This window comes from Hymenobacter sp. HD11105, assembly GCF_054051685.1.
Genome location: NZ_JBSWBR010000002.1, coordinates 334,643 through 352,010, shown reverse-complemented (window position 1 = coordinate 352,010; position 17,368 = coordinate 334,643). Strand labels below are relative to the sequence as shown.

12 protein-coding genes are annotated in these 17,368 nt (G+C 56.0%); 3 read left to right on the top strand and 9 right to left on the bottom strand.

What is annotated here, in order from left to right:
• Positions 1 to 762 precede the first annotated feature (762 nt).
• Positions 763 to 2,934 carry a M3 family metallopeptidase gene (locus ACW9KT_RS07905; protein WP_457079083.1) on the top strand — a complete coding sequence of 724 codons (2,172 nt, stop codon included), beginning with the start codon at positions 763 to 765 and terminating at the stop codon, positions 2,932 to 2,934.
• Between the two features lie 72 nt (positions 2,935 to 3,006).
• Here ACW9KT_RS07905 and ACW9KT_RS07900 read toward each other — a convergent pair whose 3' ends face one another.
• From ACW9KT_RS07900 to ACW9KT_RS07880, 5 genes are all read right to left on the bottom strand, one after another.
• Entirely contained in the window at positions 3,007 to 4,350 is a 1,344-nt protein-coding gene (locus ACW9KT_RS07900; RefSeq protein WP_457079081.1) for a leucine-rich repeat-containing protein kinase family protein, read from the bottom strand.
• Between the two features lie 156 nt (positions 4,351 to 4,506).
• Positions 4,507 to 6,285, bottom strand: coding sequence for an SLC13 family permease (locus ACW9KT_RS07895; RefSeq protein WP_457079079.1), 1,779 nt, complete (start codon positions 6,283 to 6,285; stop codon positions 4,507 to 4,509).
• A gap of 187 nt (positions 6,286 to 6,472) precedes the next feature.
• Positions 6,473 to 7,009, bottom strand: coding sequence for a DUF4136 domain-containing protein (locus tag ACW9KT_RS07890; protein ID WP_457079077.1), 537 nt, complete (start codon positions 7,007 to 7,009; stop codon positions 6,473 to 6,475).
• 33 nt (positions 7,010 to 7,042) lie between these two features.
• Complete coding sequence (locus tag ACW9KT_RS07885) at positions 7,043 to 8,023, bottom strand: aldo/keto reductase (protein ID WP_457079075.1); 981 nt, start codon at positions 8,021 to 8,023, stop codon at positions 7,043 to 7,045.
• A gap of 129 nt (positions 8,024 to 8,152) precedes the next feature.
• A complete protein-coding gene (locus ACW9KT_RS07880) occupies positions 8,153 to 9,316 on the bottom strand; it encodes an MFS transporter (RefSeq protein ID WP_457079073.1) in 1,164 nt (387 codons plus the stop codon).
• A gap of 128 nt (positions 9,317 to 9,444) precedes the next feature.
• On the opposite strand from ACW9KT_RS07880, the gene ACW9KT_RS07875 reads away from it, so the two are divergent.
• A complete protein-coding gene (locus ACW9KT_RS07875) occupies positions 9,445 to 11,049 on the top strand; it encodes a PQQ-dependent sugar dehydrogenase (RefSeq protein WP_457079071.1) in 1,605 nt (534 codons plus the stop codon).
• Between the two features lie 27 nt (positions 11,050 to 11,076).
• On the opposite strand, the gene ACW9KT_RS07870 is transcribed toward ACW9KT_RS07875, so the two are convergent.
• The 4 genes from ACW9KT_RS07870 to uvrA form a co-directional block, all read right to left on the bottom strand.
• Entirely contained in the window at positions 11,077 to 11,502 is a 426-nt protein-coding gene (locus tag ACW9KT_RS07870) for a hypothetical protein (protein ID WP_457079069.1), read from the bottom strand.
• 264 nt (positions 11,503 to 11,766) lie between these two features.
• Positions 11,767 to 12,153: a DUF3037 domain-containing protein gene (locus tag ACW9KT_RS07865; RefSeq protein ID WP_457079067.1), complete on the bottom strand. Its 387-nt coding sequence runs from the start codon at positions 12,151 to 12,153 to the stop codon at positions 11,767 to 11,769.
• Complete coding sequence (locus ACW9KT_RS07860; protein WP_457079065.1) at positions 12,131 to 12,931, bottom strand: HipA family kinase; 801 nt, start codon at positions 12,929 to 12,931, stop codon at positions 12,131 to 12,133. The genes ACW9KT_RS07865 and ACW9KT_RS07860 overlap by 23 nt, the downstream gene beginning before the upstream one ends.
• A 259-nt stretch (positions 12,932 to 13,190) precedes the next feature.
• Positions 13,191 to 15,740, bottom strand: a complete 2,550-nt coding sequence (gene uvrA, locus ACW9KT_RS07855; protein ID WP_457079063.1) for an excinuclease ABC subunit UvrA — start codon at positions 15,738 to 15,740, stop codon at positions 13,191 to 13,193.
• 592 nt (positions 15,741 to 16,332) lie between these two features.
• Here uvrA and ACW9KT_RS07850 point away from each other — a divergent pair.
• Complete coding sequence (locus tag ACW9KT_RS07850; RefSeq protein WP_457079061.1) at positions 16,333 to 17,364, top strand: N-acetylmuramoyl-L-alanine amidase family protein; 1,032 nt, start codon at positions 16,333 to 16,335, stop codon at positions 17,362 to 17,364.
• The last annotated feature ends 4 nt before the right edge of the window (positions 17,365 to 17,368 follow it).

The window sequence follows — 17,368 nt, the reverse complement described above, 5'->3', positions numbered from 1 at the left end:
GCGCAGTGGGTAGAAAGCAGAAATGGCGAAGAGGAAAAAGCGGATGACTTGCGCCCGAAAAATTGGACGCACCAGTGGCAGGCAGCACCAAAAACGGGATGCTGAAAAGTAGGTGAAGCGGAAAGCGGGGGGCCTTTTTAAGGCCGGAGTCAGCTAGTAGAATAATCCGCAGCTAGCAGCAATTGGCCGTATTACTGATGCGCTGGCGAGGTTCGAAAAGCGGGAGTCGAGGTGTTGAGTGAGGCGGTTACCTGAATTAGGAGGAATCGTTACAGCCAGATGAAAATATTTTTCAGAGGCTCCAGTCAGCTGTAATTGGTAAAGGAAGTCGGCTGATTTGACGGGGGTAACTTCGGTATTTGCGCAAGGTTACAGGCTAGGAGAAAACTTTTTTTCGGGCGTTATAAATTATAATTAGCGGCCGCCTCAGAAGCTAGTTTCTGAGGTAGAGACACATAGTTGTGTCTCGTCGTTGAACGGTTGCAACTGCGCGGTTTAGACATAGCAACGTCCGCAACGACAAGACACAACTATGTGTCTCTATACCTTGATGGAATGAATAGCTGCGAGATGAAATGCAGCTTGCTGTCGACACGTGCACGCAGCTCAAGAACCGCCAACAAAAGGAACCGAAGCGTTCCTTCTTACCTTCATGCTCAAACCGACACATAAACCACCCTTCTGCTCATGCCCAAACCGCATTTTTCTACTAGCAGGCTTTTACTAGCAAATACTCTTTTCACCTTCAGTCTTGCTGCCTCTGTGAACCCGACTTCCAGCCACGCCCAGACTACGACGGCTCCGACCTTTACCGCCACCGCTACTAGCCCCCAAAATAACGCCGTATTGGCCCCGTGGGCTGGCCCGTTTGGCGGCGTGCCTGCCTTCGATAAGGTGGAGGTAGCTCAGTTTAAGCCGGCTTTGGAAGCGGCTATGACCGAAAATCTTAAAGAGATTCAAGCTATTGCCAGCAACTCCCAGGCTCCAAATTTTGAGAACACCATTGCCGCGCTGGAGCGGGCTGGACAGTCGCTAGATCAGGTGCAGACCGTGTACGGCGTATGGACCGGCACGATGAGCACCCCGGAGGTGCAGGCCGTGCAGCGGGAGATGGCCCCCAAGATGGCGGCCTTCTCAGACCAGATCACCCAGAACGAGGCCCTGTTTCGCCGCATCGAAGCGGTGTACAATTCGCCCGATAAGAAGAAGCTGACGCCGGAGCAGCAGCGCCTGGCGTTTGTGTATTACAACAACTTCGTGCGGGCTGGTGCTAAGCTCGACACGAAGGCCAAAACGCGTTTATCGGCTATCAACCAGGAGCTAGCGGGCCACTTCACTAAGTTCAGCCAGAACGTACTGGCCGACGAAACCGACTCGGTACTGGTGTTGAAAACGCCTGCTGACTTGGGTGGCCTGCCAACCTCTCTGCGCGAAGATGCGGCCAAGGCAGCCGCTGACCGCAAGCTGTCGGCAGCCGGCGTGATTACCAATACTCGTTCTTCCATCGATCCTTTCCTAACCTATTCTGACCAGCGCAAGCTGCGCGAAAAGGCTTGGCGCATGTTTGTGAACCGTGGCGACAACGGCGGTGCCAACGACAATAACGCCCTGATTACTCAGATTCTACAGCTGCGCGCCGAGCGGGCCAAGCTGCTGGGCTACAAAACCCACGCCCACCTGCGCCTCGACAATACCATGGCCAAAACGCCCGAGAAGGCCATGGCCCTGATGGAGGAAGTGTGGACTCCCGCCGTAGCCCGCGTGAAGGAAGAAGTAGCCGATATGCAGGCCCTAGCTAAGAAAGAAGGTGCAACCTTCAAGATTGAGCCCTGGGACTACCGCTACTACGCCGAAAAAGTACGCAAAGAGCGTTACGACCTCGATCAAAATGAGGTGAAGCAGTACTTGCAGCTTGATAAGATGCGCGAAGGCATGTTTTGGGTGGCTGGTGAGCTGTTCAACTTTACCTTCAACCCCGTGACCAATGTGCCCGTGTACCACCCCGACGTGAAGGTGTGGGAAGTGAAAGACAAAACTACTGGTAAGCACGTCGGCCTCTGGTATTTCGACCCCTATGCCCGCCCCGGCAAGCGCTCCGGCGCCTGGATGAACGCCTACCGCAAACAGGAGCGCATGGACGGCAAGCCCGTCACGACCATCGTGTCGAATAACTCTAACTTTGTGAAGGGCAAAGATGGTGCGCCAACCCTCATTTCCTGGACCGACGCTACTACCCTTTTCCACGAATTTGGTCATGCGCTGCATGGCTTATCGTCCAATGTAACCTACCCAACTCTATCGGGCACTAGCGTCGTGCGCGACTACGTGGAGTTCCCTTCACAGGTGCTGGAAAACTGGCTTTCTACGCCGCAGGTACTTCAGCGCTTCGCCGTGCACTACCAGACCGGCAAGCCCATTCCGCAACCGCTAGTTGACCGCATCGAGAAGGCCGCTACATTTAATCAGGGCTTCGAAACCACCGAATTCCTGGCTAGCGCGCTTATTGATATGAAGCTTCACCTGGCCGGCGATCAGAAGATTGACCCTGACAAATTTGAGCGCGAGACTCTGGCTCAGCTAGGTATGCCAAGCGAGATTGTAATGCGCCATCGCACGCCCCAGTTCTCGCACGTTTTCTCTTCCGATGGCTACTCGGCCGGCTACTACAGCTACCTCTGGTCAGTAGTAATTGCGGCCGACGCGTACGGTGCCTTCACCGAAGCCGGCGGACCTTACGACAAAGCCGTAGGCAAGCGCCTCACGCAGCAGATTTTCTCCGTTGGCAACACCGTAGATCCGGCCGAAGCCTACCGCAGCTTCCGTGGCCGCGACCCCAAAACGGAGGCTCTCATGCGCGAGCGTGGATTCCCCGTAACGGAAGCCAAAGCCAGCAAAGCGGCTGATAAAAAAGCCCCGAGCAAGAAGAAAAGCTAGCTTCAACTAATACTTGTAAAAAGCCCCCCAGAAATCATCTGGGGGGCTTTTTTCATCTTCAAAGTGAGGGATTTAAGCTACCACAACTTGCTGCAGCTCTGCTAGCGTCTGCTGAATTTCAGAAAGTAAGGGCCGGTCCCCCGCGTTGGGTTGTGCGCATCGCTGCTGCAGATCCACTAGCCTATCCATTGTCATATCTGACACTGCTACTGAGCCACAGCAGCGGTCCGACAGTTCTTCGAGCAAGCAGCCGAAGGCTCGCACCTCCAGACGTTGTAAAGCGCGGGCCGTTTCTGCGTCTTCGGGGTCGAAAAAGCAAGCTGCACCGAAGTCGCTGAGCAGGCTGGCGCCGGCTTCGTTTGTAAGAATATTGTGGGCGTATAAGTCGCCGTGCATGATGCCCCGGGTGTGCAGGTGTGCAGCGGCAGCGGCTATGCCTTGGGCAATCCTTAAGGCAGTTCGCAAGGTAAAGGTGGCATCGGGAGCGTACACGTCGCGGGTGCACGAAACGAAGCTGGGCGGGCCAGCTAGGTTGCCAAATGCGGGGTCTATCAGCTCCAGTACTAGGCCTTCAACTCCGTCGGGATGGCCGCCAATTTTGCCCTCTACCGCTATCAAATTCGGGTGGGAGCCGGCGCTGATGCAGGCCGCCATCTCGCTGCGCGGCAAGCCGTCGCTCGTGACTGCGCCTTTGAACAGCTTTACCGCTACGTCGCGCGGATTAACGGCCTCCTGCTGCCACTGCGCCCGATAAATAACGCCTGATGCTCCTTCACCCAGCTGTTGCTGCAAGGTTAAGTTTTCCCAATTAATGGCCTTGATGGGATGTTGAGCCACGGCGGCTTGTTCGGCTGCCTCGCTAAACGGATTACCCGCGTAGGCCAGCCACGAAAGCCGTGGTAAAGCAAGTAGCCACGGCGGCAGCTCCGTGAACCGATTTGCGGCAATGCGCACTAGCTCCAGACGAGTGCAGGCAGCCATGGTAGCAGGCAACGTGCTGAGCTGATTGCCGGCCAGCATCAGCTTCTGCAAATGTGTACAATTGCCCAACTCGGGTGGCACCTCGCGCAACTGATTATCGGTGAGAATAAGCCAGCGCAGGGATGGAGTAAGCGCCGCGGCCGGCAGCGTGTGAATCTGGTTGGCTTTGAAACCGACCATGCTTAGCTGCGGACATTGGCCCAACACTTCGGGCACGCTGGTGAACTCATTATTGGAGCAGAACAAGATGCGCAGCTTGTGCAGTCGCCCCAGGTCGGGGGGCAAATTGGAGAGCTTATTCCCCGAAAGGTTGAGAATTTCGAGTGTGTCGGCCAGCGCGAATATCTCGGCAGGAAACTCAGATATGCCTTCCGACAAATCGAGGCGCGTGGTGCCCGCCAGTTTTCCGGCGCGCAGTTGGTCAAGCGTGTGCATGGAGCAAAGGTAGGACGGGCGCCGGGAGCAACCATCACGTGCTACTCGTCTGCTGGGGCTTTAGCTAGAGTGTTGGTACGTAGGAACTGTCACGAAATAGCCCCCTAGCTCTCGTATTGGGGGGCTTTTTTGCTGGCGCACACCGACCTAATGCGGTTAAAACGGAAAGAAATACGGCAGCAGCCAGGATGCCAAAATCCAGTAAATCAAGTTGAGCGGGGTGCCAACTTTCAGGTAATCTGAGAACCGATAATTGCCGGGGCCATAGATCATGGTATTCGTTTGATAACCCATTGGCGTCATAAAGCTGAGGGAGGCGGCATAAGTAACGGCCATTAAAAAGGGCTTGGCGCTAACGCCTAGCTCGCGCGCCGTGACAATGGCAATCGGAGCTAATAAGGCAGCCGTGGCATTGTTCGACATGAAATTGGTGGCCATAAACGTGATGAAGAAAAACACCGACATCAGAATGTGTGGTCCGTAGTTGCCAAACGTGGTAATCAATAGTCCCGACAGGAGTTGAGCCGCACCAGTTTTGGCCAGCGCTGTTCCCATTGACAGCACGCCAGCCAGCATAAAAATCACCTTCCAATCAATAGCCTTGTAAGCCTCATCTACTGCAATACAACGGAAAACAACTAATAAAATAACACCTGCTAAAGCGCTTAAAACAATGGGCGCCAACCCCATAGCTGCAACACCTATCACTCCCAGGGTAATGAGCATGACGGGAATAATTTTGCTGTAGTCGTAAGGGCTTCGATCTATTTCTGATACAATGAGGAGCGCATCGTTGAAGTGCAGCTTGCTGGCTTGCTCCTTATCGGCAGCTATAAGGAGCACGTCGCCGGACGAGAGCTTGACGCGGGTAAGCTGCTCGTGTAATATCTCGTCGCGGTGCCGGATGGCCAGCACCGTAGCGCCGTGGTTGTAGCCTTTGAAGTCCAACTCTTTTAACGACTTTCCCTCCATATAAGAATTGGGCGTCACGATGGCCTCGTAGAGTTTCGTGGTGCTGGTGCGCAGGTCACTATCACTGAATTCGCGCTCTGATTTCAGCTCGATGCCTTTTTCGTCCTTTATCTTTCGAAGCTTCTCTACGTCACAGCGCACCTTCAGCACGTCATTAGCGCGCAGCACGGTGTAGGGAGAAGGGTGCAGCCGTTGCTTGGCTCTGGTTATTTGCAACACATCGATGTCGAGATTCTGCACCAAGCCCGAGTTTTTCAGCGCCACATTTACCGAGGGAGAATCCTCCAACAACACTATTTCGGTGAGGTACTGGCGCATGGCAAAATACTCCGTCAAGTCTTTGGCAACCTTGCGATTGGGCAGCAAATGGCGCCCAACAAAAAACATATAGGCTATGCCGATTACTAAAAACCCAACCCCGGCTGGCGCAAACTCAAACATGCGGAGCGGCTCCTCGCCTTGCGCCTGGGCTATGCCGCTCACCAAGATGTTAGTGGAGGTACCGATAAGGGTACACACGCCGCCCATTAGGGCCCCAAAAGACAAGGGCATCAGTAGCTTACCAGGATTAATATTCGTGTCGCGGCCCACCTGAATAACCACGGGCATAAGTAGAGCCACCACGGCAGTATCGTTGATAAAAGCCGATAACAGGCCAGCCATAACCATTACGGCGAGCAGGCAAAGCAGATAGTTTCGGCGCCCAACTCTAGTAAGTATGGTTCCTACGCTGTTTAGGGCCCCTGACTTGAATATGGAAGCGCTTATGATAAACATGGCCCCTACCGTGATGGTCGCGGGGTTACTGAACCCGGCAATTCCTTCTTCGGGAGTGAGAATGCCCGTCACCATGAAGAGCACCATAATCAGAATGGCCACGGTATCAATAGACAAGCGCTCACTGACAAACAGCACAATGGCTAAGCCAATGATCACCAACACTATACTAATTTCGAGCGTCATGGAATCTGCCTTATAGGTTTGGCACTGCAAGGAGCTGCGTTGATAACGGAGTTAATCATTTCCTGCCTTTTAGCTCAGTCCTAAGTTTCCAAAAAGTAGCTTGCCACCTGATATTATTAAGAAAACAGCTCTGGCCCCTATGGCTCAGAGCTGCTCTGCCGTGCCCAAGTCGTCTTCGATAGGTTAGCTATCGGGGTGACACCGGGTATTTTTCAAAAAGCGTTGTAATCGCGCTGTTGATTCGGTTGGTAAGTTTGGCGGCATCCTCGGTCAGAATACTCGCCACGGAGCCTTCCCAAATAAGCTCTTTGCGGGCTGCATCTACTACTTCCACGGTGGCGGTGCCTTCTTCGTAGCTTCCGGTTTTTACTTCCTGGCTTTGCCAGCGATAGTTGCGCTGCCCAAGGTAAAAGGGCGCTTCCTGAATGGTGGTCTGGCGGGTTTGGCTCTTGTCTTTAATCACGACGCCGATGTTCACCAATAAGTCGGGGTTATCCGACTGCTGATAGCCGCGTCGGGTCATCTCACGCCCGATGGCTTGTTTCAGCGTTTCGATACCCGTGCCAGGGCCTTTGAACTCAGCCTCATTGCGGGCATTTACGTCCATAAAGTTGTAGGTTTTATAGGCCGTAAAATCGATGCCGGGCTGTTGGTTAGTGTACTGTACGCGTTCGGGGGCGCAGGCCACCAGGCTTAGCAGAAGCAGGAACAGAAGTGTTTTCATAGGTAGAATATTGAAGAATTGTATGCCCTACTTTTAAGAAAAACCCAGTACCGGATGCGGCTGATACAGCTCTTCCAAACGAGTTATTTCGTCTTCAGAAAGCTGTACATCTACGGCGGCTACGGCATCTTCGAGGTGGCCTGGCTTGCTGGCTCCCACGATAGGCGCCGTGATTGTGGGTTTGGAAAGCATCCAGGCCAGGGCTACTTGCGCATTCGGCAGGCCGCGGGCTTCGGCAATTTCTGTTACGCGGTCGGCTACGGCAAAGTCGTCGTCGCGAGAGTATAGAGATTTGCCAAAGGCATCGGTGCGGGCGCGCTCGGTTTCGTTACGCTCCTTGCTGCGCTTGCCCGTGAGCAGCCCCCGCGCCAGCGGCGACCACGGAATTACGCCAATCTTCTGGTCAGCGCACAGCGGCAGCATTTCGCGCTCCTCCTCGCGGTACACGAGGTTGTAGTGAGGCTGCATGCTCACAAAGCGCGTCCAGTTGTGCTTGTCGGCCAGGTACAAGGCTTGGGCAAATTGCCAGGCATACATGGAGGAAGCCCCGATGTAGCGGGCTTTGCCGGCTTTTACCACGTCGTGCAGGGCTTCCAGGGTTTCCTCAATGGGCGTGTTATAATCCCAGCGATGAGTCTGGTAAAGATCTACGTAGTCGGTGCCCAAGCGCTTGAGGCTGGCGTCGATGGCACTCATGATGTGCTTGCGCGACAGGCCTTTATCGTTCGGGCCTGGCCCCATGGCGTTAAATACTTTGGTGGCAATAACCACCTCGTCGCGAGAGGCAAAATCGCGCAGGGCCCTGCCTACTACTTCCTCGCTCGCGCCGTTGGAATACACATCGGCAGTATCGAAAAAATTGATTCCTAGCTCCAGCGCTTTTTGAATGAAAGGGCGGCTTTGCTCCTCGTTCAGAGCCCAGGGCCAGCGGTCGGTGGGCGTGCCGTAGGTCATCGTGCCCAGGCAAATTTTAGAAACCTGAAGCCCGGTGGCTCCTAAGCGAACATATTCCATGCTGTCAGTTTGATGTATTACTTAGCCTATACGCCCGGAAACGCCCAGAGGTCGTTGCTGCGCTGTTTCTGTGCTTTGTTTGCTCTCAGATTAGGGATATTCCCTTCAGCTCAAGGCTAAAAAAGCCCCCTATACTTCCTCCTCGCGCAGCTTGGGTACCAGCCACACCACCAAGACGCCCAGCAGGGCCACCAGCGCAAACGACCAGCGCAGACTCGACGCTTTGGCCACAAAGCCCACCAGCGGTGGCACGATCAAAAAGCCGAAGTAGCTCACCGTGGACACGGAGGCAATAGCCGCAGCGGCGCGCTCAGGCCTGGCTTTGCCCACCAGCCCAAATACCAGCGGCACCACGCACGACACCCCCAGACCGCCTAGCACAAACCCTAGCCCAGCCAGGATGGGTGTGGGAAAAGCGGCAGCCAGCAGCAACCCAGTCGTCATGAGCACGCCGCTGGCTTGCAGCATGGGCTTGGTGCCAAAGCGGCTTATTCCCCAGTCGCCGAGGAAACGTCCGGTAGTCATAGCGACCAGATACGCCGTAAAACCGATGGTCGCCAACTCCTTAGGTGCGTGCACGGCCTGGACGAAATACACGCCGGTCCAGTCGTAGAACGTACCCTCGCAGGCCATAGAGGCGAAGGTGATAAGGCCATACTTCAGCAGAGGCTTCTCAGGCCAGGAAAACAATGACTTGGTGACGGGGGGCGACGGAGGCAGCGCCAAGGCGTTAGAAAAGAAAGCAATTGCCACAGCCGTGAGCACTACCGCTACGCCCAAAAAGTGATAACTGATGGGTACTGCTTCTTTAATCAGCAATGTACCGACCCCAGCGGCCGCGAAGCCCGCCACGCTCCAGACGCCGTGAAATGAGGCAATGATAGGGCGCTCATACAACGTCTGCACCCCCACCGACTGTGCATTCACACTCAGGTTGAGCAAGTTGCGAGATGAGCCGAAGCAGAACAGCAAGACCACTAGCTGCCAGGTTTGAGTAGCAAACCCCAACAGTGCCAAAGCCACATTGAACAGCACGGCACCTGCCATCATCACGTGGCGGCTGCTGAAGCGCTGCAATAACTGACTGGTAACAGGTAGCGTAAGCATGAGCCCGATGGGCAGGGCCAGCAAAACGCCCCCCAGCTGGGCTTCGTTGAGTCCGAGGCGGTGCTGAATAAGCGGAATGCGCGAGGCCCACGTAGCAAATCCAAAACCTGATACGAAAAAGAATAGCGCAATAGCAATGCGTGCCCGCGTGGCCGAAGCGCGGGGAGCTGCCAATACTGAACCCATAACCACCAAATAAGCAACAACCAAATAAGCACCCCATTACGCAAAATGAACCCCAATGGCTGCCCTACGAAGCAGTTTCGCAGCACCTTTTCTATTTTATCTTTTTACCGCCTATCAGCTTACCTCTCATGCGCCTACCTATTCACTTCCTCCTACTTTTTCTATTTGAAATTGCTTGTCTACCGCTAGCTGCGCAAACGTTCACCGGTCCCCAAGGCGAGAAATTTACCGCCCGCATTGTAGCCCGGAAACTAAGTAATCCGTGGGAAGTCACTTATGGTCCCGATGGTCACCTCTGGGTAACGGAAGCCCGCAGCTACGTCGTGAGCCGCATCGATCCGGCTACGGGTGCACAATCAGTGCTGCTGGATCTGAGCAAAGCGCGCAATTTTCCGCGCTACGACGTAATTCCGGATGAAGTCGACGGGGGCAAGCCGTGGCCCCAGGGCGGCCTGATGGGCCTGGCTCTGCACCCACAGTTGCTGAGCGGTCAGCCCTACGTGTACCTGGCCTACCTCTACCACTTCGACGGGGTTACTAGTCCCGGCAAGGGCAGCCGGCCCAATCATGGGGGCTACAAGTTTACCACCCGCATTGTGCGCTACGAATACAATGCCCAGGCCCAGCAGCTCACCCGGCCAGTAGTGCTTTGCGACACTATTCCGGGCAGCAACGACCATAATGGCGGCCGGCTGGCAATTGTCCCAGTGGGGGGCAAAGACTACTTGTTCTACTCCGTGGGCGACTTAGGCGCTGGCCAATTTGAGAATGCCGGCCGTCCGAACCATGCCCAAAACCCTACTTCCTATGAAGGCAAAATTTTGCGCTTCAACCTTGTACCCGACGCTGACACCCAAGGCGCAGACGCCTGGATTCCGGACGACAACCCATTTGCTGGGCAGCGGCAGAATGCAGTATGGAGCTACGGCCACCGCAACGCTCAAGGCTTGGCGTACGCGGTAGTGGGCGGGGCTGGCCACCTGTATTCATCGGAGCACGGCCCCTACTCCGACGATGAAATCAACCGAATTGAGAAAGCCAAGAACTACGGCCATCCGCTGATTATTGGCGCGGCTGATGGCAACTATGACGGCCTGGCAGCGTCGGCAACGGAGCACAAAAGCTTGCCCGGCATCTGGCACACCACCTACCCTACCATCAAGAGCGAGAAAAGCAACGCCGCGGCCCTCGGCACTAGCATGTACCGGGACCCCATCAAGATATTATACCCGCTGACGAATACCTTTCTGACTTCCGTGCTAACCAAAATCCGGGAAAAAGCCCCCCAGGAGCCCGAATGGCCATCGGAGGCACCAAGCAGTTTAGCTGTGTATACCAGCGCAGCTATTCCTGGCTGGCAGAACTCGTTGCTGGTGCCGACGCTGAAAGAAGGCAAGCTGATTCGGCTCAAGCTAACTGCCAGCGGAACCGGCGTTACGGGCGACACGCTCACATACTTTAAGCTACCCGTACGCTACCGCGATATTGCCCTCTCGCCCGACGGAACCAAGATCTACCTGGCCGTTGATAGCACGTCCGTTACTTCTGGCCCTTCCAAAGAAGATCCCCAGCAGATTTCCTATAAGGGCTGTATCGTAGAATTTGCCTACCAAGGCCAAAGTAACAGGCCCCGAAATGGGGCAAAGGCCAAGGCGCCTGCTGCCCCTGCGCAACAGCCAAAGCGAGAGCATCGCGCCACGGAGCGCAGCATTTTAACGCAGCGAAAAGAATAACCCAGAGAAAGTATTCTGAACAGCAGTTTACAGACTCTGCTGCTGAGCCAGAAGCCAGGTAATAGCCTCTGCTTCCTGCTCGAAGTACTGATAGGTAATAGATAAATCGCGGACGGCCGCTATTACTGTGGCCGTAGCTAAGCGCGCGAATACATTTTGCGCCACGAGCACCGCTCCAAATCGGTAGCCTCCCTCTGCCACCGTACGCGGTAGCCACTGCTGAATAACAAACCCTTGCTCATCGGGCGTAAAGGGGTTCATCAAGCGCTGATCCACGAGCAAGCAGCCATCCTTACGCTGCGCTAGCAACCTCGTTACGTGGCTCAGTAAGGACTCGAACGCCTCGCGCGACCGTTGGCCGGCCTGATAGGTAAGGCGGGCAAAGCCCATAGGATCATCCACAGCCCGGCCCACGGGGTTCTCGTAATAAACGCGGTACTTACTCGACATCATTATCTTGCCCCTCAGCCAGAAAAGGTAAACTATTATCCGAGTAACAAACCTCGAATAGCCCTTACTGTCCCCAACTACCATACCAAGGAGCCGAACTGTAAGAACCTAAATTTTGGCTTTTACCAGGATTTGTCGTAGGTGGCTTCTTACTTAGAAACTTGCTTGATTAGAAAGTTTCGAGGCAAAAGTGGCTGGTTTTACTGGCTGGGGCTTTTTAGGCCTCCCCTTTCCAGGGTGCCGTGACCCGTAAATGATTCACATGCTTTATTGGACCAACTCGGCATGCAGCCGCGCCAGCGTGGCGGTGGCATCTTCGCACAGCCCGGGGTGCACGGGCGAGGTTTGAACCACGGTGCTGCGCGTAGCCGTGAGCCACCGAAACCGCTCGGCAATGGGCAAGCGGCCAATGGTACCACCGGCGGGGCGTCCCTGACAAATTTGCTCAAAAGCCTGCAGACGATTCGTCAGCTCCTGCAGGTCCAGCTGATCACCGGCCAGGGCGCGCAGCTTGGCTTCGGGAAGTTCGTAACGCGTCTGTAGAAACCCCTGCGCCCGGCAGTACACTATGACGCCCACATTGAGGAATTCCTCACGCTCCACGCGCGGCACTACGCGCAGAACGGCGTACTCAAATAAGTGCTTGTCGGGCATGCTGTGCTTCCTGAACAAAGGTGTCTGATGCGGCGAGGCGAGCTTCTAAGAAGCTTATGTAATTGGCCCGCTGCTCCTGGGCTGTGGTGTCGGCTGAGAAGGCTTCCTGAAGCCATTCGTCAGGCACTAGACCCACTATTTCCCTGATAAGCTCGGGGGTGAGCCTGGCGCGGTAGTCGGCGTTTACGGCTTCTAGTTCCGTGGCTTGGGGCAATAATACATGGTCCTTGATCTGAGCAAAAGCACGTTGCCGCTCCGGCTGCGCCCAGCCCGCTCCGGCGTGGTGCACATAAAGAGCCGCCCCGTGGTCAATCAACCACAACTCCTTATGCCACATGAGCAGATTGGTGTTGCGGGCGGTGCGGTCCACGTTAAGCGTAAGCGAATCAAGCCAAACAATCTGGGAGGCGAGCTGTGGGTCGATTGTGGTTACCAACGGGTCGAACGTGCTGGCCCCGGACAGGTAGTGCAGGCCCAGATTAAGGCCCGTGCTAGCGCGCAGTAAGTCCTGAATTTCTTCGTCGGGCTCGGTGCGGCCGAAGGCTTCGTTGAGCTGGCAAAACACCAACTCGGGCATGCGCAAACCCAATGCCCGCGCCAGCTCGCCCACAATTAGCTCGGCAATCAGGGCTTTAATCCCCTGGCCTGCACCACGAAATTTTAAGACATACAAAAACCCATCGTCCGCTTCGGCAAGGGCCGGCAGGGAGCCCCCCTCACGCAGGGGCGTGACGTAGCGCGTCACATCAACGGTTCTTAAAGAAAGATTAGCCGGCATAGGCACACAAGACAAAATCGAAAGGCCCGCAAAGGACGCACAATGTGGGGAGTTTAGACAAGAGGAATCATTTACTGCGTATAGGAAAGAGTATGGAGGTGATCTAAGTATCTGTTGTAGAACAATAAAAGGGGGTCATACAGAGCGCAGCGAAGCATCTCGCTCGCGGTCGTTGCAATGGTAACTCAGTCGTCAGCACGCGAGATGCTTCGCTATGCTCTGCATGACCGCCTATTTGATAAATCTTTGCATTCCCTACTCACTGCCCATCCCCAAGAAAGCGAGCCAAATATGGGGCGGTACGGCTGTTTTTTGCTTTGGCGACGTTAGCGGGTGAGGCGGCGGCTACTACTTGGCCGCCTTCGTCGCCGGCGCCGGGACCCATGTCAATTACCCAGTCGGAGCCGGCTACTACGCGCATGTCGTGTTCAACTACGATGACCGTGTTGCCAGCTTCCACTAGGTTATCGAGCTGAACCATGAGCTTTTCCACATCGGAGGGGTGCAGGCCGGTGGTGGGCTCGTCGAGGATGTAGAGCGAGGTGCCGCGCTGGGTGCGTTGGAGCTCGGTCGCCAGCTTGATGCGCTGGGCCTCACCCCCTGATAGCTCTGTGGCGGGCTGGCCCAGGCGCAGGTAGCCCAGGCCAACTTCGCGCAGCACCGTAAGGGCGCGCTGCACCGAAGGCTCAGCGGCAAAGAACTCCCAAGCGGCATCCACCGTCATGCCGAGCACCTCCGCTATGTTTTTGTCCTGGTAAGTGACTTCCAGAGTTTTGGCGTTGTAACGGGCGCCGTGACACACGGGGCAGGGCGCGTACACGCTGGGCAAGAACAGTAGTTCCACCATCACAAAGCCTTCACCCTGACAATTTTCGCAGCGGCCTTTGGCGACATTAAAGGAAAAGCGGCCGGCATCATAGCGGCGCGCTTTGGCCATTTTGGTGGCTGCAAACAGCTTGCGGACGTGGTCGAAGAGGCCGGTGTAGGTAGCCATATTGGAGCGCGGCGTGCGGCCAATCGGCTTCTGATCTACCCGTACCAGGCGCTTAATGTTCTCCATCCCGCTCACAATTTGCCCCCCAATGGGTATGGGCGCGGCCCGCTCGAGCTCGTCGGCTTCGGTTTCTTCCTCCGCTTCAATGTTTTGCCCTAAGTGCTCAGCTACCAGCTCTACCAGCACCTGGCTCACTAGGCTCGACTTGCCCGAGCCCGACACGCCCGTAACGGTAGTGAGCACGCCCAGCGGGAATTCTATCGACAACTCGTCCAGATTGTTGCGCGTGACGCCCGCTAGCCGCAACCAGCCGCTAGAGGTGCGCGGCTGACGTGTGGGGGGCATTTTGTGGTCGAATAAGTAGCGGCGCGTCTGCGAAGTCGGTACAGCGGCTAAGCCCATTGGTACGCCGCTATACAGCACCTGCCCGCCCTGCTCACCCGCCGCCGGACCTACGTCTACCAGCCAGTCGGCCTGCCGTATCACGTCCAGATTGTGCTCGACTACAAACAAAGAATTGCCGCTTTGCTTGAGGCTTGCCAAAGCAGCCAGCAAAGCTTCCGTGTCTGATGGGTGCAAGCCGGCCGAAGGTTCATCCAGCACATATACTACCCCGAACAGATTAGAATACAGCTGGGTAGCTAACCGCAGCCGCTGCAACTCTCCCGGCGACAACGTCGGCGTACTGCGTTCCAATGACAGGTAGCCCAGGCCCAAATCGAGCAATACCGCCAGGCGCGCCACGAGGTCGGCGGCAATGCGTTGGGCTACGATAACCTGCTCTGGGTGGGCCGCATCGTGCTTTTTGCGGCCGGTGTGGGTGCCATCGGCGAAGGGGCGTAGCAAGCCGGCCACGCGCTTTAGGGGCAAATGGGAAAGCTCCGCAATGTCCAGCCCGGCAAACTTCACCGACAGCGACTCAGGCCGCAGGCGCTTGCCGTGGCACAAGGGGCATTCGGTGCTGAGCATGTACTGCAAGGCCCGCTTTTTCATCAGCGGGCTTTGAGTGTTGGCAAAGGTGTGCAGCACGTGGCGCTTGGCGCTGCTGAAGGTGCCCATGTAGTTTGGCGGCTCCCGGCGCTTCAGAGCACGCTGCGTTTCGGCGGGCGAGTAGCCGGGGTACACAGGTACTACGGGCTGCTCGTCGGTAAACAGAATCCAGTCGCGGTCTTTCTGGGGCAGGTCGCGCCAGGGCCGGTCCACGTCGTAGCCCAGCGTGACCAGAATATCGCGCTGATTTTGCCCTCCCCAGGCCTGGGGCCAGGCTGCAATGGCCCGCTCCCGGATGGTGAGCGAGCCGTCGGGTACCATACTTTGCTCAGTTACTTCGTACGTGCGGCCCAGGCCGTGGCAGGTGGGGCAGGCGCCTTCGGGCGTGTTGGGTGAAAAGGCTTCGGCGTAAATTATGCTCTGCCCCGCTGGGTAGTCGCCGGCCCGCGAATACAGCATGCGCACCAGGTTGGAAAGCGTAGTTACGCTGCCTACCGACGAGCGCGTAGTAGGTGTACCGCGCTGCTGCTGCAAGGCCACGGCGGGGGGCAAACCTTCGATGGCATCCACCTCGGGCACGGCCATCTGGTGAAACAGCCGCCGCGCGTACGGCGACACCGACTCCAGGTAGCGCCGCTGGGCCTCAGCATACAGCGTCCCAAAAGCCAGGCTCGACTTGCCTGAGCCCGACACGCCGGTGAACACAACCAGCGCATCGCGCGGAATTTCTACGTCTACGTTTTTGAGGTTGTGCTCCCGGGCCCCGCGCACGTGCACAAAGCCGGTAAACGAAGTAGGATCAGGCTCAGAAACAGATTTAGCCATGTGGTAGCAACGCGAAATGAAGACGGCGGATGAATAAGTGTTCAGATACGTATCTGCTGCCGGATCATATAAATGCTGGCCTCTAGAATCTTACTAAAGCTTAGCAATTAGATTATTATAACTGCCGCGCAATTCATAAAGCATTACCTAATTGCAGATTACTACGCTAGAATTAGAAAACTAAAAACTAGCTCCCCTCCTCAGTTGAGGAGGGGCTAGGGGTGATTAACCGGAGCGTTGGTTAGCTGTTTGCCACGCTATTAAAGGAACGTCATGCAGAGGCGGCGCCGAAGCATCTCGCGTGCTGACGACTAGATTACTATTACAACGAAGCGAGCGAGATGCTTCGCTCTGCTCTGCATGACATACGCGAGTAGTTCAACGATTGGCCAACCACCCCCAACCCCTCCTCAACTGAGGAGGGGAGCTAGTTTTTAGTTTTCTAATTCTCGATTACTAGCTGGCATTTTGGATTATGTGCTGCTTTGTAGCTTAAGTAGCATACTGCATCTCTTAGACATATAGTATTGGCACTACTTTTTCGGTGCTTTCGCCGTACACGACTTTTCTGCCTTCTCCTAGCATCTTGCTTTTGCGTTCCGTTCTCCTATTCCTAGTACTGGTTGTCACCTCCGTTCAGGCTTTTAGCCAAACTACCTACCGGCGGGTTGCGGCGCGTCCCGGCGATGGCACGCATACTCTGCTGCGCCGCTATGGCCTGAATCCGGCCACGCATTTACAGGCCTTTCTGGCGCTGAACAAGGCCAATCTAAGCAAAAACCAGAGCTTGATTGTGGGCAAAACGTATCGTCTGCCACCGGCTGCTGCCCGCTCTAACACAAAAGCGCCCAGCGCCCCAGTGGCTAGCAAAGTCGCGTCAGGCCCTATTCCGCTGGCCGCACTATTTGGCAAACAATACGCGAACCTGGTGGTGCGCGACCAGAATCTGCGGGGGGCAGTTTTGTACTTAACGTCCGGGCACGGCGGCCCCGATCCGGGCGCTATTGGCCAATATGGCAGCTATTCCCTGGCCGAAGATGAGTACGCCTACGACGTGACGCTACGACTGGCTCGGGCCCTGCTGGAGCACGGCGCTACGGTGTACATGATTACGCAGGACCCCAACGATGGCATCCGCGACCAAGCCGTACTGCCCATGGACTACGACGAAGTAACGTATCCGCGCCAGACTATTCCGCTCAGCCAAGTGGCCCGCCTGCGCCAGGGCATCAATGCCGTAAATAAGCTGCACGCCCGCCACAAGGGCGCTTACCAACGTCTGCTGACGCTGCACGTGGACAGCCGCAGCGCCGGTCAGAACATCGACGTATTTTTCTACCACAACTCCAACAGCAAGGCGGGTCAGCAGCTAGCCCAGCGCATTCACCAAACCTTTACTGACCGCTACCGCCGCGCTCAGCCCAATCGGCCCTACTCCGGCAACGTCACGACGCGCAATTCGCTGTTTGTAGTGCGCAACAGCCTTGCGCCGACCGTTTTTATGGAGCTCGGCAACATCCGCAACGACAAAGACCAGCGCCGTTTCGTTATTCCCGACAACCGGCAGGCCCTGGCCAACTGGATTTGCGAAGGCGTCATTGCTGATTATCGCGCCCGCCGCTAGGCCA

Coding starts and splice junctions, on each gene's coding strand:
- ACW9KT_RS07890 (WP_457079077.1), bottom strand. CDS start 7,009: ATGAAAACACTTCTGTTCCTGCTTCTGCTAAGCCTGGTGGCCTGCGCC.
- ACW9KT_RS07870 (WP_457079069.1), bottom strand. CDS start 11,502: ATGATGTCGAGTAAGTACCGCGTTTATTACGAGAACCCCGTGGGCCGG.
- ACW9KT_RS07885 (WP_457079075.1), bottom strand. CDS start 8,023: ATGGAATATGTTCGCTTAGGAGCCACCGGGCTTCAGGTTTCTAAAATT.
- ACW9KT_RS07880 (WP_457079073.1), bottom strand. CDS start 9,316: ATGGGTTCAGTATTGGCAGCTCCCCGCGCTTCGGCCACGCGGGCACGC.
- ACW9KT_RS07860 (WP_457079065.1), bottom strand. CDS start 12,931: ATGCCGGCTAATCTTTCTTTAAGAACCGTTGATGTGACGCGCTACGTC.
- ACW9KT_RS07875 (WP_457079071.1), top strand. CDS start 9,445: ATGCGCCTACCTATTCACTTCCTCCTACTTTTTCTATTTGAAATTGCT.
- ACW9KT_RS07900 (WP_457079081.1), bottom strand. CDS start 4,350: ATGCACACGCTTGACCAACTGCGCGCCGGAAAACTGGCGGGCACCACG.
- ACW9KT_RS07895 (WP_457079079.1), bottom strand. CDS start 6,285: ATGACGCTCGAAATTAGTATAGTGTTGGTGATCATTGGCTTAGCCATT.
- ACW9KT_RS07865 (WP_457079067.1), bottom strand. CDS start 12,153: ATGCCCGACAAGCACTTATTTGAGTACGCCGTTCTGCGCGTAGTGCCG.
- uvrA (WP_457079063.1), bottom strand. CDS start 15,740: ATGGCTAAATCTGTTTCTGAGCCTGATCCTACTTCGTTTACCGGCTTT.